Source organism: Ignavibacteriales bacterium (genome assembly GCA_026390795.1).
Taxonomy (GTDB): domain Bacteria; phylum Bacteroidota; class Ignavibacteria; order Ignavibacteriales; family Melioribacteraceae; genus Fen-1258.
In genome coordinates this window covers 552,438-578,880 of sequence record JAPLFG010000003.1, presented here as the reverse complement: position 1 = coordinate 578,880, position 26,443 = coordinate 552,438, and the positions used below count along the sequence as shown (strand labels likewise).

The following is a 26,443-nucleotide window of genomic DNA, read 5'->3' as shown; positions in this document are numbered from 1 at the left end:
ATTCGATTAATTATAGAATAATGGAGATTTATATCCTTTTCAAACTTACTAACAATTTGATTTTTAGTCAACAAAACGAGTTTACCAACCTTCAAATGTCTTTTATTATCGTAAAAAAATCTTTACTTTCTAGCATCAATTCAAAAGAAAATAGATTTAATAGAAATGGCTAAGAAAAAAAACCAGGATATCACCTTGCTGAGGGATAAAATTAACAAACTGGATGCCAGTTTGATTAAACTGCTTGCCCAGCGAAGAAAGTTGAGTAAAGAGGTTATTGTTGTAAAAGAAACTTCAAATAAACCGATCCGAGATCAGCAGAGAGAATCGGAACTTCTTAACCGATTGATTAAAGCCGGAAAAAAAGAAGGATTAGATTCTCATTTCCTCTCAAAAGTATTTTATGAAATAATTGAAGACTCAGTTAGACTGCAGCAAAATTTTGTCCAGACGAAACTGAATGCGAAAGGTGAAAAGAAAAAAATTGTCAAAATTGCAATACAGGGGATTGAAGGTTCTTACAGTTTTCTAGCATCTCAAAAATATTTTACACATTTCGGCTATGAACTAAATTTTATCTTCAAAAAATTATTTGATGAAGTAATTAATTCCGTTGAAAAAGGAGAAGCAGATTATGCAGTTCTTCCAATAGAGAATACAACATCCGGCGGAATCAACGAAGTCTATGATTTATTGCTTCATACAACTCTTTCAATTGTTGGTGAAGAAAAATTTCAAGTGAAACATTGTCTTGTTGCGCTTGAAGAAGTCCCAATAAGAAAAATCAAAAAAGTATTAGCCCATCACCAGGCTGCCTCTCAATGCAGTAAATTTTTGGAATCAATTCCGAATGTTGGTGTAGAATATTTTGTTGATACGGCAATGTCAGTTCAAAAGATTAAAGAAGTCGGTAACTCATACTTTGCAGCAATTGCAAGCGAAGAAGCCGCCGCACTTTTCCAGCTTAAAATTTTACAGAAAGATATTGCCAATCAATCAGAAAATTTCACACGTTTTCTAATTGCATCACGTAAACCGGAGGAAGTAGACAAACGCATACCTTGCAAAACTTCAATCGTAATGGCAACATCTCATACTCCCGGATCATTAGTCGAGGCTTTGAATGTTTTTCGTAAATACAACGTAAACATGACAAAGTTGGAATCACGACCAATAATCGGAAATCCTTGGGAAGAAATGTTCTACCTTGATTTTGAAGGGAACATAATTGACGAAACTATAAAGAGTGTTATGGATGAATTAGGTCAATATACAAGGTTTATTAAAGTTCTCGGAAGTTATCCTACTCAAGATTTAAGTAAAACAAAACTTGAGTACACAAAAATATTGGAATCCGATATTCAGAAAACGGTTTTACTAAATGCTTATGATTCACAAAATCCGATCATAAAAAAAACGAAATCAAAAAATTACCGTCTTGCAAGCAGAGAGTATAAGAGCGAAGATACAATCATTAAAGTTAGAGATGTAGTAATCGGCGGAAATAATTTTGTTGTTATTGCAGGCCCGTGTTCGGTTGAATCGAAAGAGATGATTTTACAATGTGCACTTGAAGCAAAAGACAACGGCGCACAAATACTGCGCGGCGGCTGTTTCAAACCGCGTACTTCGCCATATAGTTTCCAAGGGCTTGGCCTGGAGGGTTTGGATTTTCTTGCTGAAGCCGGAAAATATTATCAAATGCCTGTGATTACGGAAGTGATGGACACCGAGCAGGTAGCCGATGTGGCTAAAGCATCAGATATACTTCAGATAGGTGCACGCAATATGCAGAATTTCGCATTACTTAAAGAAGTTGGAAAAACACATCGACCTATTATGTTAAAGCGCGGATTAAGTGCATCGATTGATGATTGGCTAAATGCAGCCGAGTACATTTTGTCTCAAGGGAATAGACAGGTAATCTTATGTGAACGCGGTATAAGAACATTTGAAACCGCGACTCGAAATACTTTGGACCTAAGTGCAATTCCTGTTCTTAAGGAGTTGACGCATCTGCCTGTTATTGTAGATCCTTCACATGCAGTGGGCGAACGTAATAAAGTTATTCCACTTGCAAAAGCTGCAAAGGTTGTTGGCGCTCATGGAATTATGATTGAGTTTCATCCTGATCCGCCAAATGCTCTGAGCGATCCGGAACAAGCGTTGTACTTCCAGCAGTTTGAGGACTTGATGAGAGATCTGTATCACTTATGAGCTATGCGTTTGACTGGAGATGTCAATAAAATCAAAAGTAATATTGTGATTGAAGATAGACTAAAAAATAATTTGCGGTAGTATGAGTGAAAGTAATTCCGTAGTCAATTCCCAAACCCAGAGAAAATCCGTTCGAGTTAATCTTTCTAAAATCAAATCCGACTAATGCGTTAAATCCAATTCCGGCTTCCCAAAGGTTGACATCGCTAAATGTTCTATCGTTTAAATAAATAAATCCCGCTCCTTCCTCAATATAAAACGGGAATGCAAAATCCTGCCGGATAAATCCTTTAAGAGAAAAAAACTTTATGAATGGATAGTATTTGCCTGTTCGGTTTTCCGGAAGGAATTTTTCGACTATCTGTGAGTATGTAAATGATGATCTAAAAGAAACATCATGCTCAAACCAAGGGTAGAAATCAATAAAAAATGTTGCACCGATGCTTGAAACGGAAGGTGAGTTGCCGCTGATGCTTCCAAGATGTAAAGAGCCGCCAATACTTAGCGATTCAATTTGCGCTGATGCAATTTTGACAATAAAAAGTAAGAAAAAAAATATCGGTTTTATTTTCATATTAGTAATGTAAAGTTAACCAAAAAGTTTTTTCAAGCGGATCGGTCCCATCAACTCTGTGTTTTTGATGTGCATTAATAATCAAATAATCACCCGGTTTCAACTCGAATTTTTTGCCATTGTCAAAGCTTACTTTCGCCGAACCGGAAAGAAGTAAAATAAATTCATTCTTCCGCTGATCGTACCAAAAATTATCCGGTGAAGAATGTCCTTCTGAAATAATTCTTCCCAATTTGAAATCATTTGTGGAAAGAATGTCTTCAAAGAATTCCTCCTTAAAATTATCCGGGAGGTTTTCAAAAATATTTTTTTGCAAATCCATTAAGTTAATCGCCTAAACTTTATTCAAAGTTACAAAATATTTAAGATTTTTTGATTTTCGTAAATATATTAAATCACTCAATGTTGATTGGTCTATTCCACAACAAATTTTTTTGTTGAAAAGATCGGCGTTCAATTTACGGTGGAAACCAACATTCCGGCTCCTTAACATTGCTAGTAAAAAATATTCTAATTTATAATTAGCACTTTATAAGTAGAAAAATTTATGATTCTAACTTTTTGCACCCAGATTTAGAGAGACTAATAGCTTTAATCTAATTAAATACTATTTTTGCAAACGATTTTATAAACGGAAATTATTGATGAAAATAGAAAAAAATTCTCGAGCCTTGCTTTCACTTCTATCTATATATATAGTTTGGGGAACAACATACCTAGCAATTAGAATTGGTGTTGAAAATTTACCCCCAATATTATTTACTGGTTTGCGGTGGATTGCCGCAGGCCCAATTATGTTAACAATTCTCTTGCTAAGAAAATATAAACTGCCGAATAAAAATGATATTCTTCATCTTGGTATTAGCGGGCTCCTATTGTTAGGAGGAGGAAATGGACTGGTAGTATTTGCCGAGCAATGGGTACCTAGCGGATTAACGGCATTGTTAATTACAACTGTTCCGTTCTGGGTTGTAGGGTTGGAGGCATTGGTACCCGAAGGGAAAAAAATCAATCTTACAATTATTCTTGGATTGATTCTCGGGCTTGCGGGTGTTTCATTAATTTTTGGAGGTGATCTTAAAAGTTTATTCGACTCATCACATATTGGAGGGGTAATAGGTTTGATGTTTGCGGTTATTTTCTGGTCTGCGGGAACAGTTTATTCCAAGCACAAGAAAGTTACAGTACATCCATTAATGGGTGCCGCAACTCAAATGATAATTGCCGGAATAGTAATGACCGCCCTGGGTTTAATTTTTGGTGAAGCCGGCAAATTGCATTTCACGACTACCGGAATTTATTCTTATCTGTATCTAGTAGTTTTTGGTTCATTGATTGGTTACGGCTCTTATGTTTATGCCATTGCACATTTACCAATTTCGCTAGTGGCTACATATGCTTATGTAAATCCGATTATTGCATTATTCCTAGGATGGCTCGTTCTCGATGAAAAAATTTCCGGTTGGATAATCCTTGCCGCCGTTATTATTTTAGGCGGCGTTATGCTTGTTAAGAAGGGAAGTGAAAAAAATATCTTAAAAACTAAAACTTAGAAAATTCTGCTTATGATAAAATTCAATTTATATTGATCAGTAGAAAACCTTTACCGTCATTTATAAAACTATAAGACTTAACAAGTTTTTGATCACCACTGATAAAATCAACTTCAATAGTGTAGACATCTTTACCTTCTGACTTATCTGTAGAGAATTTACTAATTGTGTATTTATTACTTAACTCGATCAGTGCAGCAATTTCTTTACATTTTCTTTTAGCTTGATTCAATTCTTCCTTATTTGCAGGATTGAAAGCATCTATATGATTTCTAGTTTTATCTTCTCCATCGTAAGCAATCAACAATGCAGCTTTTTCATATGCTTTCGATTTGCTGTAACTAAACAAGTTATTCAATGTACTTTTAACAGCTTCTTCAGCTCCCTGAGCATAAATCAATCTTGATTCTGAAACTAACGCCATCAAAACCATTAATCCGATTATGAATGTACGTCTCATATAAGCTCCTTTGACAAAATGTCTAGTTATTGCTACGCATTCTGTTCACTTAACACGAAAATTATTTATCTAATTTGTCCTAAATGTTAATAATGGTCTAATTTTCATGCTTTTACACAAATAAGATTCAACATTGGTGCCAGATTAGAATGTAAAATGTTTGATAGCTTCACCTTTACTTCCAATATCTGTCATCGCCTCAATACCAATATCAAGATGAAGATCCACAAAATTTTGAGTTACGGAGCGGTCACTTTCCTCTGTTTTAACTCCTTCCGGAAACATTGGTAAATCTGATACTAATAACAGAGCGCCGCGAGCAATTTGGTTTGCATAACCAACAATAAAAATTGTAGCGGTTTCCATATCAATTGCAATTGCACCAAGTTTTCTTAAATAATTTTTAAAATTTTCATCCCACTCCCAAAGTCTGCGGTTAGTTGTGTAGATTACGCCGGTTCTATACTCAACATTTTTGGATACAATCTTATCGGATACAAATTTATGTAATTTGAATGATGGCAGAGCCGGGACTTCTGCCGGAAGATAATCGTTACTTGTCCCTTCACCGCGTATTGCAGCAATTGGAAGAATGAAGTGACCTATTTCAGTTGAATCTTTTAAACCGCCGCATTTACCTAGAAATAAAACTCCTTTTGGTTCACGTGCTAGTAATAAATCCATTACAGTAGCGGCGTTAGCTGATCCGATTCCGAAATTGATGATTGATAATCCCGCGCTATTGGTTGCGGATTGCATTGGTTTGCCAATACCCTGAACATCGCAATTAAATTTATCGGCAAACTTTGTAACATAATTTTGAAAATTTGTAAGCAATAAATAATCACCAAAATCGTCAATGTTGGTGCCGGTATAACGTGGTAGCCAATTTGTGGCTATTTCAAGTTTCGTTTTCATAGTTCCCTGTATATGTTATCTAAATTCAATTCTTTCATACTTATCTGTAATTTTTGTTTTTCGTTGTAAGAATAAATCGTCAATTTTTAATGCGGTAGAAGCAAAAATATATCCGAATACAGTACCAATTAATGCGCCTCCAATTATATCTGAAGGGTAATGAACTCCAACATAGGAGCGTGAGAAAGCTATTAATACAGCTACAATAAAAAAAGTCCATTTTAATTTCGGGAAGATTTTAGTAAAGAACATTGCTGCCGCAAAGTTATTTACAGCATGTGAGGAAGGAAATGAAAATGATTCAGTACATGTAACTAAAACATTCAGATCTGGTAAAATATTACATGGTCGCACTCTGGCGAAAAGATTTTTTAGAAAAAAACTGCTGAATTGATCTGTTGTAATTACTAGTAAAATCAAAAAAAATGCTGAAATTCTTCCGATCCTTCCACCGCGGATAATAAGCAGAAGCAAAAGAATTATATATGCTATATACCAGTTTTTAATATCAGTAATAAATGGGAAAAACTTATCGAACAGAGTGTTGGATAATGCATGGTTTATGAAATAAAGCAGCCACACATCTATTTTATATAAAATATCCAACATTTTTCACCTTTGTGATCCAGCAAGTTTGATTATTATATCAAATTTCTTTATTTAACTGATAAAATTTTACCATTTTAGTGTTTGTTAATGATAGCAATAATGGGAATGATGATGACTGTAATGGAATCCCACGAAAAATTACGAAAAAAATATAGAACCTACTTAAAAAACTCACTTAAATTGCCGTGAACTCAGACTATAATTTAGCAAATACCGGAGAAAGGAAAAGATTCGAGTTCTTTAGAGAAGAAAGCAAAAAAGCATTAATTGCTCCCTTCCAAGCACTTGCCAAATTCATTGTTGTTGCAGATCTAATTGCAATGGTTTTGGAAGTACGTTATTTCTCTTCTCAGAATGTTAGTGTAGCAATTTATTTATCCCGTCTTTCGGCAATTTTAATCTCATTTTTACTTCTTATAATTTCAAATACGAAGACAGGTAAAAGGCATCCTGAGATACTTATTCATATTCTCCTTCTTTCAATTATAAGTTCTTTCGGGATAATGATTTTTCTCATACCCAAAACACTGATCTTTAATTCGCATATAATCAGTTTAATAATATTTACTGCAGCACTCTTTTTAAGTTGGGATGTAACCCATCAGATTATCGTTGCCATTTATTACAATGTGGTTTTTGCCGCTTCAATCATCTTTAACAGCAAACAGATTTTTATACTTCCAAACATGATTGAATCTGTTCTTCTTGTTCTAATAATTAGTATAATGGCAATTGTCGCAAGTTATATAAATTATAGATTACGCCACGAGTCTGTAATAAAAAGTTTTGAAGTATCGCAATCCGAAAAAAAATTCAGATACCTGTTTGAGAATTCCGCCGAAGGTATTTTTCAATTTACACATGACGGAAAATTTGTAACCATAAATCCTGCACTAGTTAAAATGCTTGGTTATAGCACAGAAGAAGAAATTAAAAAATTAAGCCTGGCGGATGATATATTCAAACGCAAAAGTGATTGGGAATTGTTGAGCAAACTGTTAGAGAAGCAGGGGAAAGTCCGTAACTACCGCGTACCATATAAAAAGAAAGATGGCGTTGAAATTACTGTACGTATGAATGTTAGAACTTTTGAAAATGATGAAACCGGTCAAATTTTATTTGAAGGAAGCTTACAAGATATTACTCAGCAGGTTCAAGCTGAAAATGAAAAACAGAAAGCCCTGGATGCGCTGCGTTTAGAAAAAACAAAAGCCGATACTGCTGCAAAAAAAGCTCAGCAGGAAAGCAATTTCAAATCTAAATTCCTTGCCAACATGAGTCATGAAGTTAGAACACCCATGAATTCTGTTATGGGCTTTTTAACATTGATTGAAAACGACCTATTCGAAAGCAAAGAAGAGCTTAAAACATTTGCACAAGATGCACGTTTAGCCGCAGAATCATTACTAGATATCATTAATAATATATTGGATATTTCAAAGATTGAAGCCGGCAAAATGGATCTTAACGAATTTGATTTCAATTTACGTGATGAGGCAGGCAAAGCAATATCAATTATCACTCAGTCTACTAAGTCCAAAGGATTAGAACTGGAATATTCTTTTGATGAATCGATTCCGGAAAAAGTTTACGGCGACCCAACCCGTTATAGACAAATTGTACTGAACCTTCTTAGTAATGCGGTGAAATTTACAGATCGTGGTAAAGTTGCATTGAATATTGAATTAAAATCAATGACTGAATCTGTAGTTGAAATTATAACATCTATACATGATACAGGAGCCGGAATTCCGAGCGATAAACTTTCTATGTTGTTCGAACCATATATTCAAGTGAAAAATAAGAAAGGAGTTAAAGAGGGAACTGGTTTAGGTTTAGTTATATCACGTGAATTTGTGCGTCTGATGCATGGGGAAATCCATGTTGAGAGCAAAGTCGGTCTCGGCAGTAAATTCTCATTCAATATAAAAATGAAATTAAGACCGGATGCTGTAATCGAATCTGCTGATCAAGGGGAGACCTCGGTTGCAGTTCACGAAGAATTTCAATCCAAATTGGAAGCGCAGTCCGAACCGGAAATAAAACCGGATCATCATTTAAAAAAGAAAATCCTTTTAGTTGAAGATAACCCGATCAGCCAGAACCTCGAATTAAAAATTCTTAGAGAGGTTGGATATAACGTAGAAGCTGTTTCTAACGGCAATGATGCAATTCAATCGGCTATGTCGGGAACATTTAATTTGATTCTGATGGATATAGAAATGGCTGATGTTGATGGAATAACTGCAACTAAAAAAATCCGTGAAATAGATAGCCCCGTTTCCAAAATTCCTATTATTGCTGTCACAGCACATTCGAGTATGAAGGATAGAGAAAGATGTTTGGCAGCAGGGATGGATGATTATATTGCGAAACCAATAAATATACATTTCTTAAAGATCACAATTGATCAATGGCTTAATTCCAATCGTTAGTCCGTACCGTCTCGGAACTGAATAATTTTATTAATAAGTTTGCAAACAAAATAATCAAAAGGAATTTCTATGCTAACACAAGATTACATTGCATTAGAAGAAAAATATGGTGCGCATAACTATCATCCGCTTCCCGTTGTCTTAGCAAAAGGTGAAGGAGTATTTCTTTGGGATGTAGAAGGTAAAAAGTATTTTGATTTTCTTTCTGCATATTCGGCCGTAAATCAAGGGCATTGCCACCCTAAAATAGTTAATGCAATGATTGAGCAAGCTAAAACTCTTACTCTTACCTCAAGAGCTTTTTATAATGATTGTCTCGGCTCTTACGAAAAATTTATTACCGAGTTTTTCGGTTATGATAAAGTGTTGCCGATGAATTCCGGTGCTGAAGCCGATGAGACTGCTCTTAAACTTTGCAGAAGATGGGCTTACGATGAAAAAGGAATCAAAGAAAATGAAGCAAAGATAATTGTATGCGAAGGAAATTTTCACGGAAGAACTATTACGGTTATCTCAATGTCGAATGACCCCGATTCCTACAAAGGATTTGGACCTTATACTCCTGGGTTTATAAAAATTCCTTATAATGATTTGAATGCACTGGCAAGTGCGCTTGAAGATCCGAATGTTGCCGGATTCTTAGTTGAGCCGATTCAAGGTGAAGCCGGTGTCGTTGTTCCGGATGAACGTTACCTTTCAAAAGCATATTCAATGTGCAAATCGAAAAATGTATTATTCATAGCTGATGAGGTCCAGACCGGTTTAGCGAGAACAGGTAAAATGTTAGCCTGCGATCATGAAAATGTAAAACCCGATATTTTAATTTTAGGAAAAGCTCTTTCAGGCGGAACAATGCCGATCTCTGCAGTATTAGCAGACAATGATGTTATGCTTGTGATAAAACCTGGAGAACACGGATCAACTTTTGGCGGGAATCCTTTGGCAGCAAAAGTCGCTGTCGCTTCTCTTCAAGTTCTTAAAGAAGAAAAATTAGATGAGAATGCCGAGAAACTTGGCAATCTATTTCGTCAGGAAGTTAGAAAAATTAAATCCGACATGATTGAATTGGTACGCGGCAAAGGATTGTTAAATGCAATTGTCATCAAACCGAAAAATGGTAAAGAAGCATGGGATGTTTGTTTGAAAATGCGGGATAATGGTTTGCTCGCTAAACCTACTCATGGTCATATAATTCGATTTGCACCACCGTTAGTTATAAACGAGGAACAAATTAAAGAAGCAGTAAAAATTATTGAGAAGTCACTTCAAGAAATTAGTGATTCAATTTAACCGATGAGGAGATTGCATTGAAAAAAATATTTAGGACTTCGCTTTTTATATTCCTTATTCCTCCAATTTTAATTTTCGGATGGGGAGATAAAGGACACAAACTAATAACTGCTTTTGCGATGAAACAATTACCACCCCAAATGAAATTTTCTGATGAATTTAAAGATGCTATAGTTGAACATTCTGTTGATCCGGATAATCGTAAGCGTGGTGATAAAACCGAAGGGCCAAAACATTTTATTGATATTGATTTCTATAAAGAATTTTCAGACGGAATTATTATCATGTCGCGCGATTCACTTAACAAACTTTATGGCGAACAAGTAGTAACAAAAGAAGGCATTCTTCCTTGGGCAACCGAAAATACATTTTATAAGTTAATGAACGCCTTCAAAGAAAAAGACAAAGAAAAAATTCTTTTATATGCTTCAGATCTTGCTCACTATGTCGGTGATGGACATCAGCCACTTCATGCCACGGTTAATTATAACGGACAGCTAACAGATCAAAAAGGGGTTCATTCCCGTTATGAAATTGATATGATTGATAACTATTTACCTATTATTGAGAAAAAATACGACGATCAAATTCCTTATTATGTTAAAAATATTCCCAGCATGGTTTTTAATTACATAGCTGAATCTAATAATTATGTTGAGTTGATCTTATCAGCAGATAAATTTGCAGCAAAAAAGACGGATGGAAATTTCAATAGTGAATATTACCGTCTGCTTTGGTTCAAAACGAAATATGTAACCATTAATGAAATTAATTCTGCTGCATTGTGTTTATCTTCTTTAATTTATTCTGCATGGATGGATGCAGGCAAACCGGTTATGGAAAATTAATGTTAGATGATGTCAAATTTGTTACTGTATTTGGAAGTTCAATTCCTCAAGAAGGCGAAGAGGAATATAAAATTGCATACCGGCTTGGTGAATTATTAGCTAGGAAGAATATCAGTGTATGTAGCGGTGGATTCCAGGGCGTCATGGATGGCGTTTCCAAAGGCGCTAAGGAAAATGGTGCTCAAGCGATCGGTGTAACATTAGACATTTATAACGCTGTTGCCAGCAAATACCTGACAAAACAAATTGTTACTCATTCTCTTTTTGATAGATTGAAAAATTTGGTAGAAATTGGTGATGCGTATATTGTTCTTCAAGGCGGAACCGGAACTCTTCTGGAACTTGCGCTGGTTTGGGAATACATGAATAAGGGAATGATTCCGAAAAAACCTTTTGCGGTGCACAGCTCATTGTGGAAAGAAATTACCAAAGTAATGGAAAAACAGATTGCTAAAGAGAACCGCAAAACCGGTTTGCTTAAAAGTTTTGAAAATATTGATGAGTGTGCCGAATTTATAATTTCTAATCTTAAGAGCGGTGCAGATTCTTAATCTGCGCTGCTGCCTTTTCAAAAACAAGATCAACAGACAATTCTTTTATACATTTAAACTTAACATCTTGACGTGTGCATTTGAGCGGTTTGGGTGAGTAATGAAAACATGGCGAGCAATCAAGATTAAGTGAAGCAATATTATAATCTGTTCCCCAAGGATGAATATAATTGATGTTGGTTGGACCGATGATTGCGATAACATTCAGTTTCAAAGCTGACGCAACATGCATCAAACTGGAATCATTAGTAATGAACGTATTGCAGCGTTTCATAACCGCAGCAGTATTGGATAGACTCGGTATATTCACGGAGCGGGCATTGGGTGAATTAATATTTGCAATAACAATATCTTTCAATGATTCTTCTTCATTACCGCCAAAGACAAGAATTTTGGCATCGAATTGTTCAATCAGTTTTTTGCCAAGCTCGGCAAATTTTTTAGGTTCCCATCTGCGCTTATCATGATTCTTCAATGAAGAACATCCCGGGTGAAAACCAATTACAAGATCATTTTCTTCAATTGATTTTTCTTCTAAAAATTTTTTAGCAAAATCCGAATCATCATTCCGGAGACAAAATTGCATTGCCGGAATACCGTTCAATTTCTTGTTAATCAACAACTCAACCATTCGAAAATTTTCTTCAACATTGTGAAGATTATCATCTTCTAAAACGCGTGCCGTGTTCAAGAATCCAAAATTCAAAAAATCTTGTCGTAAATATTTTACTGCAATTCGCTTCTTGGCGCCGATCAATCTTGAAATTAAATTATATTCTTTTCTATTGGCAGGATAAACATTAATAGTTGCATGATATTTTTTTTTGAGGCTTAGAGCGAAATTAAGTGATTCAAGTTTTGGCTTGTTAAGAAAATCGAAATAACGGACTTTTGAAATTTGAGGGAGTTTTTCATAAATATCTTTTACACCTTTGTACATTACAAGTACATCAATATTTGCCCCGGGTATTTCATCATTAAGTTTCTGGAGCGCCGGAGTAAACATGAGTGCATCGCCGATTCCAGATAATGCAATTATAAGGATATTCATTCGCTAGGATCATTAGTTATAAAAAAAGACGCTCCTAAGAGCGTCTCCGGAGTTAATTATTTTTTCTCAAGTTGCTTCGGAAGCACTTCGGGTGCTTCGATTCCCGCTTTCTTTCTAAATTCGCTTAAGAGCTGGGCAACATTTTGATCATTAGGAACAAGATTCTGCAATTGCATAAGAATGGAAACAGCTTCTTTATACATTTTTAAATTTTCATAATGTGTTAGAAGCAAATCATACGGATTATACCAGCTCGTAAAATCACGGGGGTTCAGTTCCATTTGTTTCTTCGCTTCCACAATCACTTCTTTTGCCAATGCTTCGTACTGCTTTAATGCCCCGGCACTAAAATAGATTTTGGAAATATCATGTTTGATTCTGTAATCCATTTGAACAACTGAACGAGGAATTTTCTTCTCCATTTCATCTAGTACATTAATCGCTTTTGCATTATTATTATCCTTATAGAGATAATAAATTGCAAGACGTATGAAAGCGTTACGGTAATTTTGAGTTAAACGTTCATGGTTCTCATCAAAGAAAATTGTCTTATCGTCCAGTCCCCGGAATTTGAAACCCGGTTGATAATCTTTATTAAAACCCGATGGTTCATTAAAAAGTTGCTGGCTAAGAATTTTCTCGTCGATGTATTCAATTCTTTTGTCGTTATTCTTTTTTGGAACGAGGCGCATAGCCATTCCTTCCATCCGCAGATAATCATCGAGATTTAATTTGCTATCATCGGAACATGTTACTGCAAAATAGATTGGTCGTTCCCATTTTGCCTGCATAATAATATCTAATGCAACTATATCTTGTCCACGTATAAATTTTACATCGCCGGACTGACCTGTATTCTGCATAGTCCATTTTATTTTTCCGTCTTTAACGGCAGCACTGTCAGTTATATTCCATTTTTTTATAATTTCGGGAGAAAGGGGAATAGACATTTCAGTGGGCTCCCATCTTTGAAGTCCGAGCTGGTCAATTTCATCATCGGATAAACTCATATTAACTTTTTGCGAGCCGAAAGGCGAAGTGTTTTTTAGTTGTTTAACATACCAGTTTGTATTTACTAATGAGAGACATGCTACACGGACATCACGGCGGACTCCCTCAACATCTTGTAAAAACCAAAGAGGAAAAGTATCGTTATCACCGTTAGTAAACAGCACAGCATTTGGAGCAACGCTTTGCAGTAGATTATACGCATAATCCCAAGGCACATAATTTCTTGATCTGTCATGTTCAAACCAGTTTGCATGTGCCATATTTATTGGTACACCCACAACTCCCAAAAGAAGGACTCCCGCGATCATAGGTTTCAATGAAGCCCGTTCTTTGAATTTTTCCTGTATCAATTCAATTATTCCGCTCATGCCAAGCGCAATCCAAAGCGAGTAAACAAAGAATGCCCCGACATAAAAGTAGTCCCTTTCACGAGGTTGGGGCTCCTGTTGATTCTGATAAAAAGCTGTCAGGTAACCGAGAAATATAAACATCGCAAGAAAGACGGAAGCCATTTTCCAATCTTTTTTGAAATGGAAATAGATCCCCAATAATCCTATGAAAAATGGAATACCCCACATATCGCTCCATTCAACACCGCTGTCCTCGTAAGTTGAAACTCTTCCGATATAATTCCAATATAAATAACGGTTGAACATGTGGTTTAACTGGTAACGCCATAAGAAATCAAGATCATTTGAATAATCAGTATAAAGTTTTTGTTGATGAGGTTCGTTAGAAAATCTTCTCTTGAATGTTGGAAAATCGCCGTACTGTTCACGGTTTATGTATGAGTTTAATTCACTCATAGTTTTAGGACTGTTCATATTAATCGGCGGTTCTTGGTTTGCGCGAATGATAATCATTGCAACAGTAGTTGAACCGATTATTGCAAAAAGCGCACACTTCAAAACAAGATTTGCCGTGGGCTTGTTATTTTTTGCAGTCCAGAATATTCCAAATCCAACAACACCGAGAATTACAAACACAGTGATGATATTTAGAGTGAAGTCATTTTGAGAAACAAGTGTAATTAACTTTGGAAGATATTTAACCAAACCGGGATAAATTGCAACAAGAGCAATTCCGCCGAAAATAATCGGCATGTAAAAAGAATTTCTTTGAAATATTTTTTTATAAGTAGCGCCCATAAAAATTAAACTGACCGCGACTAAAATCATTAAAAAGCGCGAATCAACTGCACCGTATTCATCCGGAGAGGGGGGCGTATCACCTGTTTGCGAAGCCCACATTAACGCGGCGATTACAAGAATAATTACAGTATGAGCTACAAAGTAGAGTGCGGTTTTTTTCAGTATAACTTCATCTGTTGCATATTTTCTAAAATAGATTGCCATTACAACCGGAACAATTGCAAGAGCAGACATAAGATGTACGCCGGTAGATAAACCGATGAGATAGAAAATAAATATCAAGTACTTTTCATTATCCGGTTCATCTGCTTTTTCATTCCAAACAACCATCAGCCAGATTACAAACGCGATAAAAAATGTTGAGTTTGCATATACTTCCGATTCAACACCGTTAAACCATACTGTATCTGCAAATGCAAATGAAAGCGCACCGATAGCGGCAGAAATGTAAATTGAGAATGCGTCAAATAAATTTTCTAATCCTTTCTGTCGATAGTTTTGAATTACCTTAACAGCGATTAGATATAAAAACATAACCGAGAATGCTGTTGACAAAACCGAAATAGTATTCATCCTTAATCCGATACTTGCCGCAAAAGGTATCATTGTAAAAACTCTTCCAAGTATCAAAAAGAAAGGTGTGCCCGGTGGATGAGGAACCTGCATTAAATAAGCAGATGCGGTAAACTCACCGCAGTCCCAAAATGAAAGACCCGGCTGGACTGTAGAAAAGTAAACCAGGGCAGTAATTAGAAAAACTACGGCGGCAAATATTCTGTTTAGGACTTTATTACTCATTATTCCACCAAAAAAATTTTCAATTATGAAGAATGATCTTCTGAATTAGTTTGTGAGGATTGATTAAAGAATTGATCGTAATTTTTTCTCTCTCTATTAACATGATATTTTTGATATAGGTTTTTGAGTCTCTGCATTGACAACTTATCAAGATCTTCATCATCTTTATGCCGTTTGAGAAGCATTTTATAATCGTCAAGTTCACGTCCTTCAAGTTTGCGTTCGTACCGTTTCAAAATTGCAAAATAATCTTTTTGTTCGCGTGAACTCATAGAAAAATGTTGGTTTGTTTACATTTTTGGTTGATGAAATTAATCAAAAAATCATTCAATAAAAAACTATATTTAGGCAACTCAGAATACTAATGTGAATGGTTTTCTATGCAAGTTTACAAACAATATAAGCCGATTGTTTCCATAATTATGCCGACTTTCAATAGGGCAAATTATTTGAAAAGGTCAATCGAATCCGCACTGAATCAATCTTTCAAAATGTGGGAATTGATAATTGTTGACGACGGCAGCAGCGATAATACATTTCAAATTGTTGATGAATACATTTTACAATTCGAGAATATCCGTTACATGAAACAATCCAACAGACGTCCGGCTCTTGCTACTAATACCGGCATATTAGCTTCTTGCGGCGAATTGATTGCGTTTCTTGGAAGCGATGATGAGTGGAAGCCGGAATTTTTGGAACAACGCATAAATTTTTTGAAAGAGCATCCTGATATTGATTTCATCCACGGGGGAGTTGAAGTTATAGGGCATCCTTATGTGAAAGATAAAAATGATTTGACTCGCGAAATTCACATTGATGAATGCGTTGTCGGGGGAACATTTTTTGGCAAACGGAACGTGTTCATTGAGTTAGGAGGATTTCGAGATTTGAGTTATAGTGACGATTCAGATTTTTATGAGCGGGCGGTAAAGAAATTTAATATTGCCAAAGTCGATTTCCCAACTTATATCTACTACCGGGATACACCGGACAGCATCTGTTCAACAATCGAATAAAATATGGAATTGCCAGATGAATATTCTGATGACGCTTTCTCAACTTGAAGTTACAGGTGCTGAAGTTTATTCCGTTACACTCGCCGATAAATTTATTGAGCGGGGTCATAAAGTATTCATTATTTCGGACACACTTACAAAAAAAACAAAAGCCGAATATATTCCGGCACCGCTTTCCAAAAGAACTTTACTTTACAGAATCAAAAACTCCATTTTTATTTATCGGTTTATCAAGAGCAATAATATTCATATTGTAAATGCACATTCACGTGCGAGTGCCTGGGTATCATACGTAGCTAGCAAGTTTGCAAATGTTCCGTTGGTTGTTTTTATTCATGGCAGACAAGCAACTTCTACATCGCGCAGAATATTTCATGGATTTGGAGATTATACTATTGCTATTTGCGAAAAACTAGAAGAACAGCTTCTCGAAGTCTTTAAATACTCGCCGCACAAGATAGAAGTAATAAGAAACGGTTTTAATCTGCCAACGATTGTTGGAAATAACACTACCGGACAAAAAACTATTGCATTTATTACCCGTCTTTCGGGACCTAAAAAAGATCTTGCTTATAAATTTCTGGAATACGTTAGCACTTCAAAATTTTTTAGTGAAGTTGGTGTAGTAAAATTTAAAATCATCGGCGGGCAAACAATACCGCCGGAATTTGAAAAATTTAAAAATTATTTTGAGTTTACCGGCTACATAGAGAATTTACCGCATGAAATTGAAAATGCAAATGTTGTCATAGGATCCGGTAGAATTGCCATTGAAGCAATTCTTCATAAAAAGCCGTTAATTGCAATGGGTGAAGCATGTACCGTTGGCTTGGTAACTAAGGATAATCTAAGCTTTGCTCTTGGAACAAATTTCGGCGATATGAATGTGACCGAAAAGGAATTCGACTTTGAAAAGATTTTGAGCGACCTTAAATCTGCTTTGGATCATAAATCATGCGATAACCTGGTTTATGAAAAAGTTAAGAACGATTGTAACATTGAAAATGTCGTTAACCGTCTTGAATTTATTTTTCAAAGTGTGAGAGTAAGATTCTATAAGAAAGAAATTCCAATTATTTATTATCACCGGATTGCAAAAGATATTACAGATGCAGGTAAACACGGAATATTTGTAACGGAAAAACAATTTGAAGATCATTTGCGCTATTTGAAAAACGAAGGATTCAAAACAGTCACTTTTGAAGAAGCACTTCAGATCAAAAAGAATTGCACCCCAGGCAAATTTGTCATAATTACATTCGATGACGGGTACGAAGACAACTATACTTTAGCGTTTCCGCTTCTGAAAAAATATGGTTTCAACGCAATTATTTTTCTGGTTGCAAACCTTGAATCCAATTTATGGGATTCACAAAGTGATGAACCAAAACTTAAGATGCTAAACCGGAATCAGATTCTCGAAATGATTGAATACGGAATTGAGTTTGGCTCTCATACACTTACACATGCCGATTTGTCAAAGGAATCTGAAGAAAAAGTTAAAGCTGAGCTTGCAGATTCCAAAAAAATTTTGGAAACAAAACTTGGTAAAGAAATTACATCATTTGCCTTCCCTTATGGAAATTGCAACGAAACGGTAAAACAAGCAGCTAAGGAAACCGGATATAAATTTGTTTATGCAACTGACCGCGCACCGCTCGCTTTACACGAAGATCTTTTTCAGATTAGAAGGATTGGAATATTTCCGAATACAACCGTAGCCGGTTTGGGAAGAAAAGTAAAAGGGAATTATATTTTTAAGAGAGTAAAAAAAAATTCGCCTTATTTACGAATTCCTCTTTGACAACTCGATTTGCAATTATCCATTCTTAATTAAATCGTGTATCTCTGAATTATCTCTTCAGGTATTCTGACCGGTTTACCAGATGAGGTTGAAACCATTGTATAAACAGCATAACCTTCTGCAGCAATCTTGTTTTTCTCTTTTTTTACAATCCAAAAATTCACTTTCACTTGCGAGTTTTCATAAGAATTTACTTGCGTACGGACAACAATCTTATCCCCAAGTTTTATTTCACGTTTGAACTCTATATAAGTCGCTGATGCAACCCACGAGTAACCGAGTTTAATAAATTCTTCCATCGGAACTTTATAATCTTTCATCATCTGGTCGTAACGCGCCATCAACAAGTAATCTAAGTACTTTGAATTGTGCACGTGATTATTCATATCGATGTCGTCGGGACGTACAATTATCTCAGTCTCGAAGATTGAATAAATCGGATTGGATTCCGGAAGCATTCTAATTCATTCTTTCTTTTCTAAAAAAGAGCCAAAGATAAACCGAAATAGAAACCGCAACAATCGCTTGAAGAATTATAGGAGTAGAAACAAGATCGGTAGAGATCAAGCCGAAACCGATTAAACTTAACTTTACGACGTAGTAGTAAATTTTGCTGATTGTTATGCTTAATATTGCCGGGACGAATGAATTTTTGAAAAACTTCGACATATAGAAAAATAGAAATGCGTTTACCGTTAATTCAGATGCAATCAATAATGACTTAATGAAATATGGATGCGCCGAGATAATAAAAGATAATAACGGTAATACAAAAGCTAATAAGAAAACATTTTTCTTCGAAGTGTAAACAATACTCAAGAGCAAAATTATTCGCATCGGATCTAACAGATATATCGGAATAGCAGTAAGATGCGAAAGTGCCGGAGTGAAAGTAACTACCGTCAGCGCTAAAATATCATAAATGACGGTTTTATAATCGTATTTTGATATTACAGTTGAAAATGTGTTCATTTTAGTTATTCCAATAATTTTCTTGAATCCAAAATAACATAATGATAAGTTTCTACAAAATAAAATAGAATTTATTCTAAAGAGGAAAGGATGGATCGTAGAAATTTTCTAAAGACAGGATTGCTTGCCGGTGCGTCACTTACTGTCCCGGGTATATATGGCAATTATTTCGCAAAAAGCAGTAAGGTAATATCTTCTAGCTACGATCTTATTGCAATAAAAAATGGTGAACCGGAAGTGATGTTCGATAAGGGAATCGAACAACTTGGCGGTATGAAAGCTTTTGTTAAGAAAAATCAAAAAGTATTAATTAAACCGAACATTGGCTGGGATGTTGGTCCGGAGAGAGGCGGCAATACTAATCCAAAACTTGTGAAGCGTATAATTGAGCACTGTTATGAAGCCGGAGCCAAAGATGTTTATGTGTTCGATCATACATGCGATGATTGGAGAAGAAGCTATTCAAACAGCGGAATTGAAAAAGCAGTTAAAGATGCCGGCGGGAAAATTGTTTCCGGAGATACAGAAAATTATTACCAGAGTGTTTCTATAAAAGACGGAAAAGTTCTGACAAAGGGAAAAGTTCATGAACTTGTTCTTGATAGCGATGTTTTTATTAACGTACCGATTCTTAAAAGTCATAGTTCTGCCAGACTAACAGCCTGTTTAAAAAATATGATGGGAGTTGTCTGGGACCGCGGATATTGGCACCGCAACGATCTGCATCAATGTATCGCTGATTACGGAACGTATTCAAAAAAACCGACATTAAATATAGTTGATGCATATTACGTAATGAAACAAAATGGACCGCGCGGTGTTTCGGTTGATGATGTGGCTTTGATGAAATCCCAGATTATTTCAACCGACATGGTCGCATCGGATGCGGCAGCTGCAAAACTTTTTGGTATTGAACCGGATTCAGTTTCATATATAAAGATTGCGGGCGCAATGGGTGTAGGGAAAAAAGATTTAAATGCTCTGAATATCAAACGTATAATTTTGTGATTGAATGAATAATTCTCTTTTGCGGAAAATTAGAATAGTTGTCTCGCTAATTTTTTTTATAACAACAACTTTTTTACTTATAGATATCTACGGTACTCTATCCCCGGGTATTTCTAACAAAATTATATTTCTACAATTTGTTCCGTCTGTACTAAAATTCATTACAATACTTTCTGTTAGTGCCATTGGTTTTGGGATAATAATAGTTCTTACAATTTTATTCGGTAGAATTTATTGTTCCTCGGTATGTCCGCTAGGTATTTTTCAAGATGTCGTCAATTGGATCTCCGGAAAAATTAAGCGGAAAAAGAAACGCAGATTTGACTTTTCGAAAGAACAAAAGCTATTGCGAATTGTTCTTCTCGCAATTCCAATTGTAATATTTTTTTTCGGAAGTTCGCTGGCAATTAATCTGATTGATCCTTACAGCATTTATGGAAGATTTTCCGGAAATTTTTTTCGCCCCATTCTAGTTGGAACAAACAATTTAACCGCATTTATTTTTGAGTCGTTCAAATTATATTCGGTTTATCCTTACAGCCTAAAAGTATTCAATCTTATTCCATTTATTATCACAGCTCTGTTTTTCGTTTTTGTGATGGTGATGGCTTGGAAGAAAGGAAGATTGTACTGCAATACTGTTTGTCCCGTTGGAACACTGCTCGGCTACATCTCAAAGGTTTCTTTGTTTAAAATTGTAATCAATCACGAAGAATGTTTAAACTGTGGTATTTGCGCTAAAGAATGCAAAGCAAGCTGCATCGACAGCGTAAACAAATCAGTTGATATGAGCAGGTGCGTTGCATGTTTTGATTGCATCCCGTCTTGTCCTACGGAAGGAATTACTTACAGTATCTCTTACGGTAAAAAAAATATACCAGGCACATCAGCTAAGAAAGACAGAATTGATAATTCCAAACGGGAATTCTTATCAAAAACATCTCTCTACTTTTTATCGTTGTCGGTCTTGGCGGCGCAAGTTCAAAAAAAAATAATAGTTACTAAACCGAGTACAAAACCCATTTTTAGAAAAAGTGCGGTTTCGCCGCCAGGTTCTATCGGCGTTGAAAAGTTTAATAGCAAATGTACTGCATGTCATCTTTGTGTAAGTTCATGTCCTACACAAGTCTTGCAGCCTTCATTTCTTGAATACGGATTCCTTGGAATTCTACAACCGAGGATGGATAACACAACCGGCTTTTGCAATTTCGAATGTAAAATTTGCGGCGATGTTTGTCCAACCGGAGCTATCCTTCCATTCGAACTTGATAAGAAAAAATTAACACAGATCGGCAAAGCAAAATTTGTCAAAGATAATTGTATTGTTCAAACTCAGAAAACAGATTGCGGCGCATGCAGTGAACATTGCCCCACCAAAGCTGTTCACATGATTCCATTTGAAGGTACTTTGGTAATTCCCGAAGTAAGAGATGATTATTGCATTGGTTGCGGTGCATGTGAATATGCTTGCCCAACTAAACCTTACAAAGCAATTTATGTTGAAGGAAACCGTTGGCATCAGCTTGCGAAGAAAAATCTGGAGTTAAAGAAACAAGAAGTTATCAATACCAAAGAAGATTTCCCGTTCTAATATTTCTTATCGCTCTCAATTAATTATGGATGATTTTTTCTCAATAGGATTTTATGGAGTTTAGTCTAAATACAAAAGACGCGTATGCATCATTAAGAATAAAGGATTACAGAAGATTTGTTGCGGCGCGTTTCCTTCTAACATTCGGTATCCAGATGCAATCGGTTATTGTCGGTTGGCAGATTTATGAACTTACTCATGATGCTCTTTCACTTGGATTAATAGGTATGGCAGAAGCTATACCGTTTTTATGTATTGCTCTTTTTGCCGGGCATGTAGCCGATAAAATAAATCGGAAAAATATTATTCTTTCTTCAACATTTGTTTACTTTGTCTGTGCAATTTCGCTTTTTCTTGTAGCGACCCGCTTTCATACATCGTTGAGTTTGTACGGTACTATTCCGATTTATACAATAATCTTTATAACAGGAATTGCGCGTGGATTTATTTTCCCAGCAACCAGTGCTTTTGCTGCCCAATTAGTACCTAAAGAACTTTTTGGCAATGCATCAACTTGGAGTAGTGTGGTATGGCATATTGCGGCTGTTACCGGTCCTGCTGTTGGCGGACTTGTTTATGGTTTCTTCGGTGTAGGATATGCATACTTTTTAGTAATAAGTTTTGTTGCACTCGGATGGTTCTTTTTTTACTTCATAGAAAAGAAACCTTTACCGGAAAAAACAAAAGTTGAAACAATCTGGCAAAGCTTATCTTCAGGACTAAAATTTGTATTCAATAACCAGATCATACTTAGCGCTATTAGTCTTGATATGTTCGCGGTATTTTTTGGTGGTGCAGTCTCGGTGTTGCCGATCTTTGCTGATCAGGTACTTCATACCGGCGCTAAAGGATTAGGATTCTTGCGAGCGGCACCAGCTGTGGGTTCTATAATTATGTCTTTGTCGCTGGCTCATAATCCTCCGTTCAAACATGCCGGCAGGAATCTTTTAATCGGCGTTTTCGGATTCGGTGTGTCAATCATTCTTTTCGCAATATCCAAAAACTTTTATGTTTCTCTCTTTGTACTTATGACCAGCGGTATGTTTGATAATGTAAGTGTGATAATCCGAAGTACGATAATACAAGTTTATACTCCAGATGAAATGCGGGGGCGGGTTTCATCTGTCAATAGTCTTTTCATCGGCTCTTCCAACGAGCTGGGTTCGTTTGAATCCGGTGTTGCGGCAAAATTGATGGGATTGATTCCTTCAGTGATCTTTGGAGGAAGTATGACGCTTGCGGTAGTAACTGCTGTGAGAAAGCTGGCGCCAAATTTACGCAAACTGAAATTGTAAATTTTTTCCCCGCACACAAATTAATTTGCAAGCGGGGATGGAAGTTTATTTCAGAATTTCGCTCAACTGTTCCGGATTGACTTTCAACAATCCATTTGGAAGAAGGCGGGGAATTAAGTCTCTCCAGTTTTTATCCTTTGCAAAAATTTCGTTGAACATCGGTAAAGCTTCTTTTAGGTTTCCTTGATTGGCGAGTGCAACTGCGGTCCAAAATTTCATCTCAAGATTATCCGGAAACATTTTCATAGCCGAAGAATATTCTTTCATCGCACGATTCATATCGTTTTTTTCAACTGCAAGGTCGCCGTTATTCATATGTTCGTATGCGCGGTGAATGCTGAGTAATCTGCTTAATTCAACTAAAGGATTATCATTATCATCAACGCGTAAATCAACTAAACGGTCCTCCCACACTTTTCCGGTTGATTTAGCACGTACTACTAAAAGAGCGGCGGATTGTTTCCCGCGAATATCGCCTCCTTCCTTTTGTGCCGCTTCAAGTGCAGCGAGCATCCTTTCAGCTAATTGTCCTTTTGAATTCTTAAATGCTTCTGCCATAGCCGGCCAGATCCGTTCGTTGGACATAAGATTAGCTTGAACGGAAAAGTTTTTACCAACAATATTTCCGGCAGGCTGAATACAATATTTTCCAGTAAAAGACGCGGCTCTTCCTTTAGAATCAAGTACGGCGAGTTGACGGAATTCTCTTCCCTCATCATCTTTGAGTAATTTATCAACAACTTCTTGCGGGGTCATTCCTTTTTTGAGTAATGCAAGACCGCCCGGCCCAAAAGCCGGATTGACAAAAGATTGAGTTGCAACAACACCAACTCCTGCTTCTCCCCACGTAACACTTGTCCCTACAGAGAACCAATGAGATTGAACTGCAACGCCCATGTCGCCGGTTTTTTCATCGAAAGCAACAATGGAATAAGTATGCGCAAAAGGTGAATCGGATTTATAGAATTGCGCGCTAATAATTGAGAATTGAGAATTCAAGATTGCGAATTGAATTAAGAAAAAAACAATCAATAAAAATTTATTCTTCATGATTAACTCCAAATTAATTCTATCACAAATTAGAAATTTTCTCTTTCAAGATACAACCAATTACAGATCTCAAAATAATGTTATAAGATCTTCCAAATTTGCATCTCAAAGCCATTGAAGTTATTTTCACAACCCAGAAATCAAAAAAATAATAGGAGATGAAATGAAGTTAACGAAATTATTGGTGATGGCAGTAATTATGCTGTCAGTAGTTTCTGCACAGAATAAAAAACAAACGGCAAATAAAGCTGCAGCTTCGGTTACATTGAAGACACCGGGAGATTCGATAAGTTATTGCATCGGTCAGAATATTTATAGCAATTTGAAAGATCCTATGTTACAGCTTAATCTGAATGTATTAATTCAGTCACTTAAAGATGCCGCTAATTCCAAATCGGTTATATCTCAAGAAAAAATAGTTCAGGTATTGACTGCACTAAATTCTAAAATGCAGGAACGCCAAATAGCCATGCAGAAAGAAGAAGAAGAAAAGAAGAAAGCAGAAATGGCTCCACTCATTGAAAAAAATAAAAAAGAAGGTGAAGCTTTCTTAGCTGAAAATAAAAAGAAAGAAGGCGTCATTACTACCGAAAGTGGTTTACAATATAAAATTATTACAAAAGGAACCGGAGCAGAATTCCCCAAGGCGACAGATCAGGTGAAGGTTCATTATAAAGGTACATTGCTTGATGGAACAGAATTCGACAGCTCTTACAAAAGAAACGAACCCGCAACTTTTCCACTTAACAGAGTTATTAAAGGATGGACCGAAGGTTTGCAGTTAATGCATGTTGGTGATAAGTATCAGTTTTTTATTCCTTATGATCTTGGATATGGCGAGATGGGGGATGGAAGAAATATCCCCCCTTCTTCCGTTTTGTTATTTGAAGTTGAATTGCTAGATATAGTAAAGTAGGTTCAAAATATAGTGACCGGTGATCAATCTAAGATCACCGGTTGCTAAAACTTGATTAATTTCTGATGTTACGGAAGCGGTGAATTTTTTGTCACTAAGGCAGAAAGACACCAAGTATAAAAATGATATTTATTCGTTTTTCGATATTTCTTTGTGCCTTGGTGACTTTGTGGCTAGGGTTTTTAAATGTATGCATAACACCAGTTAATTTTATTCTTCTATAGACGGAGATGAGCTTAGGTCTTCTGCATTAACATCAGTTTCTTCAGAATGTTTACTCTCTGCAATAAAATCAGTTCTCACTTTTACAACAACTTTTTTAACTTCTTTTGGAATGTTCAATGCTAATTGCGGCATATGAATATCTGTCGGAAAGAAAATAGCAAATTGTCCTTCTTCTGCAATTAAAAAATTTCCTTCGCCTTTATAAAGAATTAGATCCTTGTTATCGTGATATTCTTGTAATACTATTACCTTTTTTGAATCCGTAAATCCCATTTTTTCTTTTCCGGAAACCATATACTGAATATCAATATATTTCTTGTGCGCTTCCCATTTTGCGGAACTTGACGGTTTTGTATTGTATTCCTGCACAACTGCGTAGATGTTTTCTCCGTCAATTTCGTAAGTGCCGGGTTCAACATTTGTGAAGTCGGTTTGAGATAGATATTGAAGCGCTTTTGTAATTCTTTCACCGAGTGCAAAATATAAATGTGCGTTTTTTAGCTGATCGAAAATCATATTACCTCTTAGTTTAGGTGTAACAAAAATGACTAATTGTTGTTTATAGTTTGAACATGGCACCAACCATAATTACAGAAAAATTGCTTTTGAAACTTACTGACGTGGAGAGATCAAGAAAAACATAACGAATATCTCCGGTCAGAAGTAAATTTCCCAATGGCAATTCTACACCCGCACCGAAATGGTAACCAGGTTTAGTCTTTGTTTCGTCCTTAATAGAATTATAAGTACTGTTCAAATGTGTAAAATCGATTTGAGTATTATACCATCCAATTCCGGCTTCTGCATGAACTATCGGTAAAATGCTCAACATAGCAGTGAGATTAATGGGATAGCTTTTTGTTTTGATGGCTCCGTTCTGAAACTCTTCGGACTTGTAATACATGGCACCCTCAATACCAAATCCAAGAAGACTAAGACGAATTGCCACACCTGGCATTATTGTAGATTTATCGGCATCTGCTGATTTAATAAAACCAACCTGCGGACCAATTGCGAAGCTCTGTGCTTTAAGTGCTGTGATTCCAACAATAAACACAATTATAAGAATGAAAAACCTTTTCATAGTTAACTCACTA

Annotated in this window: 25 protein-coding genes; 12 read left to right on the top strand and 13 right to left on the bottom strand. The window is 36.0% G+C overall.

The features are described 5' to 3' along the window. Positions 1–165: 165 nt before the first annotated feature. Positions 166–2,217 carry a bifunctional 3-deoxy-7-phosphoheptulonate synthase/chorismate mutase gene (locus NTX65_06180; GenBank protein MCX6168904.1) on the top strand — a complete coding sequence of 684 codons (2,052 nt, stop codon included), beginning with the start codon at positions 166–168 and terminating at the stop codon, positions 2,215–2,217. A gap of 31 nt (positions 2,218–2,248) precedes the next feature. Here the strand turns inward: NTX65_06180 and NTX65_06175 are convergent, their stop codons facing one another. Both NTX65_06175 and NTX65_06170 read right to left on the bottom strand, forming a co-directional pair. After that, a complete protein-coding gene (locus NTX65_06175; GenBank protein MCX6168903.1) occupies positions 2,249–2,791 on the bottom strand; it encodes a hypothetical protein in 543 nt (180 codons plus the stop codon). Between the two features lies 1 nt (position 2,792). After that, complete coding sequence (locus NTX65_06170) at positions 2,793–3,113, bottom strand: cupin domain-containing protein (GenBank protein MCX6168902.1); 321 nt, start codon at positions 3,111–3,113, stop codon at positions 2,793–2,795. 322 nt (positions 3,114–3,435) lie between these two features. On the opposite strand from NTX65_06170, the gene NTX65_06165 reads away from it, so the two are divergent. Next, the gene (locus tag NTX65_06165) at positions 3,436–4,344 is read left to right on the top strand and encodes an EamA family transporter (protein MCX6168901.1); all 909 of its coding nucleotides are present in this window, start codon (positions 3,436–3,438) and stop codon (positions 4,342–4,344) included. Between the two features lie 22 nt (positions 4,345–4,366). Here NTX65_06165 and NTX65_06160 read toward each other — a convergent pair whose 3' ends face one another. The 3 genes from NTX65_06160 to NTX65_06150 all read right to left on the bottom strand — a co-directional run bounded on the left by NTX65_06160 (position 4,367) and on the right by NTX65_06150 (position 6,331). Continuing rightward, positions 4,367–4,804, bottom strand: a complete 438-nt coding sequence (locus NTX65_06160) for a hypothetical protein (protein MCX6168900.1) — start codon at positions 4,802–4,804, stop codon at positions 4,367–4,369. Positions 4,805–4,948: 144 nt separating this feature from the next. Further along, positions 4,949–5,722: an AMP nucleosidase gene (locus NTX65_06155; GenBank protein MCX6168899.1), complete on the bottom strand. Its 774-nt coding sequence runs from the start codon at positions 5,720–5,722 to the stop codon at positions 4,949–4,951. Between the two features lie 15 nt (positions 5,723–5,737). After that, complete coding sequence (locus NTX65_06150) at positions 5,738–6,331, bottom strand: phosphatase PAP2 family protein (protein MCX6168898.1); 594 nt, start codon at positions 6,329–6,331, stop codon at positions 5,738–5,740. Between the two features lie 185 nt (positions 6,332–6,516). On the opposite strand from NTX65_06150, the gene NTX65_06145 reads away from it, so the two are divergent. The 4 genes from NTX65_06145 (at position 6,517) to NTX65_06130 (ending at position 11,455) form a co-directional block, all read left to right on the top strand. Continuing rightward, positions 6,517–8,766 carry a response regulator gene (locus tag NTX65_06145; protein MCX6168897.1) on the top strand — a complete coding sequence of 750 codons (2,250 nt, stop codon included), beginning with the start codon at positions 6,517–6,519 and terminating at the stop codon, positions 8,764–8,766. 69 nt (positions 8,767–8,835) lie between these two features. Beyond that, positions 8,836–10,056, top strand: a complete 1,221-nt coding sequence (gene rocD, locus NTX65_06140; GenBank protein ID MCX6168896.1) for an ornithine--oxo-acid transaminase — start codon at positions 8,836–8,838, stop codon at positions 10,054–10,056. Between the two features lie 17 nt (positions 10,057–10,073). After that, a complete protein-coding gene (locus tag NTX65_06135; protein ID MCX6168895.1) occupies positions 10,074–10,904 on the top strand; it encodes a hypothetical protein in 831 nt (276 codons plus the stop codon). After that, positions 10,904–11,455, top strand: a complete 552-nt coding sequence (locus tag NTX65_06130) for an LOG family protein (protein ID MCX6168894.1) — start codon at positions 10,904–10,906, stop codon at positions 11,453–11,455. Before NTX65_06135 ends, NTX65_06130 begins: the two co-directional genes overlap by 1 nt. On the opposite strand, the gene NTX65_06125 is transcribed toward NTX65_06130, so the two are convergent. Genes NTX65_06125 through NTX65_06115 form a run of 3 tightly spaced genes read right to left on the bottom strand, consistent with a single transcriptional unit; the run spans position 11,433 to position 15,738 of the window. Continuing rightward, positions 11,433–12,506 carry a glycosyltransferase family 9 protein gene (locus NTX65_06125; GenBank protein MCX6168893.1) on the bottom strand — a complete coding sequence of 358 codons (1,074 nt, stop codon included), beginning with the start codon at positions 12,504–12,506 and terminating at the stop codon, positions 11,433–11,435. The two genes, NTX65_06130 and NTX65_06125, sit on opposite strands and share 23 nt — an antisense overlap. Positions 12,507–12,562: 56 nt before the next feature. Further along, on the bottom strand, positions 12,563–15,466 hold the full coding sequence (locus NTX65_06120) for a DUF2723 domain-containing protein (GenBank protein MCX6168892.1): 2,904 nt from the start codon (positions 15,464–15,466) through the stop codon (positions 12,563–12,565). 23 nt (positions 15,467–15,489) lie between these two features. After that, complete coding sequence (locus tag NTX65_06115) at positions 15,490–15,738, bottom strand: hypothetical protein (GenBank protein ID MCX6168891.1); 249 nt, start codon at positions 15,736–15,738, stop codon at positions 15,490–15,492. A gap of 108 nt (positions 15,739–15,846) precedes the next feature. On the opposite strand from NTX65_06115, the gene NTX65_06110 reads away from it, so the two are divergent. Together NTX65_06110 and NTX65_06105 are read left to right on the top strand one after the other, a co-directional pair. After that, a complete protein-coding gene (locus NTX65_06110; protein MCX6168890.1) occupies positions 15,847–16,485 on the top strand; it encodes a glycosyltransferase family A protein in 639 nt (212 codons plus the stop codon). A gap of 16 nt (positions 16,486–16,501) precedes the next feature. Beyond that, positions 16,502–18,289, top strand: a complete 1,788-nt coding sequence (locus NTX65_06105; GenBank protein MCX6168889.1) for a polysaccharide deacetylase family protein — start codon at positions 16,502–16,504, stop codon at positions 18,287–18,289. A 29-nt stretch (positions 18,290–18,318) separates the two neighbouring features. Here the strand turns inward: NTX65_06105 and NTX65_06100 are convergent, their stop codons facing one another. Next, the gene (locus tag NTX65_06100; GenBank protein MCX6168888.1) at positions 18,319–18,747 is read right to left on the bottom strand and encodes an acyl-CoA thioesterase; all 429 of its coding nucleotides are present in this window, start codon (positions 18,745–18,747) and stop codon (positions 18,319–18,321) included. 1 nt (position 18,748) lies between these two features. Next, positions 18,749–19,261, bottom strand: a complete 513-nt coding sequence (locus tag NTX65_06095; GenBank protein ID MCX6168887.1) for a hypothetical protein — start codon at positions 19,259–19,261, stop codon at positions 18,749–18,751. A 90-nt stretch (positions 19,262–19,351) separates the two neighbouring features. Here NTX65_06095 and NTX65_06090 point away from each other — a divergent pair, with 90 nt between their 5' ends. From NTX65_06090 to NTX65_06080, 3 genes are read left to right on the top strand one after another with little or no spacing between them, the layout of a single operon-like run. Next, positions 19,352–20,269 carry a DUF362 domain-containing protein gene (locus tag NTX65_06090; protein MCX6168886.1) on the top strand — a complete coding sequence of 306 codons (918 nt, stop codon included), beginning with the start codon at positions 19,352–19,354 and terminating at the stop codon, positions 20,267–20,269. Between the two features lie 4 nt (positions 20,270–20,273). Then, complete coding sequence (locus NTX65_06085) at positions 20,274–21,860, top strand: 4Fe-4S dicluster domain-containing protein (GenBank protein ID MCX6168885.1); 1,587 nt, start codon at positions 20,274–20,276, stop codon at positions 21,858–21,860. Between the two features lie 53 nt (positions 21,861–21,913). Further along, entirely contained in the window at positions 21,914–23,155 is a 1,242-nt protein-coding gene (locus tag NTX65_06080) for an MFS transporter (protein MCX6168884.1), read from the top strand. A 45-nt stretch (positions 23,156–23,200) separates the two neighbouring features. Here NTX65_06080 and NTX65_06075 read toward each other — a convergent pair whose 3' ends face one another. Further along, positions 23,201–24,205: a DUF1028 domain-containing protein gene (locus NTX65_06075; protein ID MCX6168883.1), complete on the bottom strand. Its 1,005-nt coding sequence runs from the start codon at positions 24,203–24,205 to the stop codon at positions 23,201–23,203. Positions 24,206–24,368: 163 nt separating this feature from the next. Here NTX65_06075 and NTX65_06070 point away from each other — a divergent pair, with 163 nt between their 5' ends. Then, the gene (locus tag NTX65_06070; GenBank protein MCX6168882.1) at positions 24,369–25,121 is read left to right on the top strand and encodes an FKBP-type peptidyl-prolyl cis-trans isomerase; all 753 of its coding nucleotides are present in this window, start codon (positions 24,369–24,371) and stop codon (positions 25,119–25,121) included. Between the two features lie 210 nt (positions 25,122–25,331). On the opposite strand, the gene NTX65_06065 is transcribed toward NTX65_06070, so the two are convergent. Next, complete coding sequence (locus tag NTX65_06065; protein MCX6168881.1) at positions 25,332–25,862, bottom strand: YhcH/YjgK/YiaL family protein; 531 nt, start codon at positions 25,860–25,862, stop codon at positions 25,332–25,334. A 43-nt stretch (positions 25,863–25,905) separates the two neighbouring features. After that, positions 25,906–26,430 (bottom strand): outer membrane beta-barrel protein, encoded by a 525-nt coding sequence (locus tag NTX65_06060; GenBank protein ID MCX6168880.1) that lies wholly within the window; start codon positions 26,428–26,430, stop codon positions 25,906–25,908. Between the last annotated feature and the right edge of the window lie 13 nt (positions 26,431–26,443).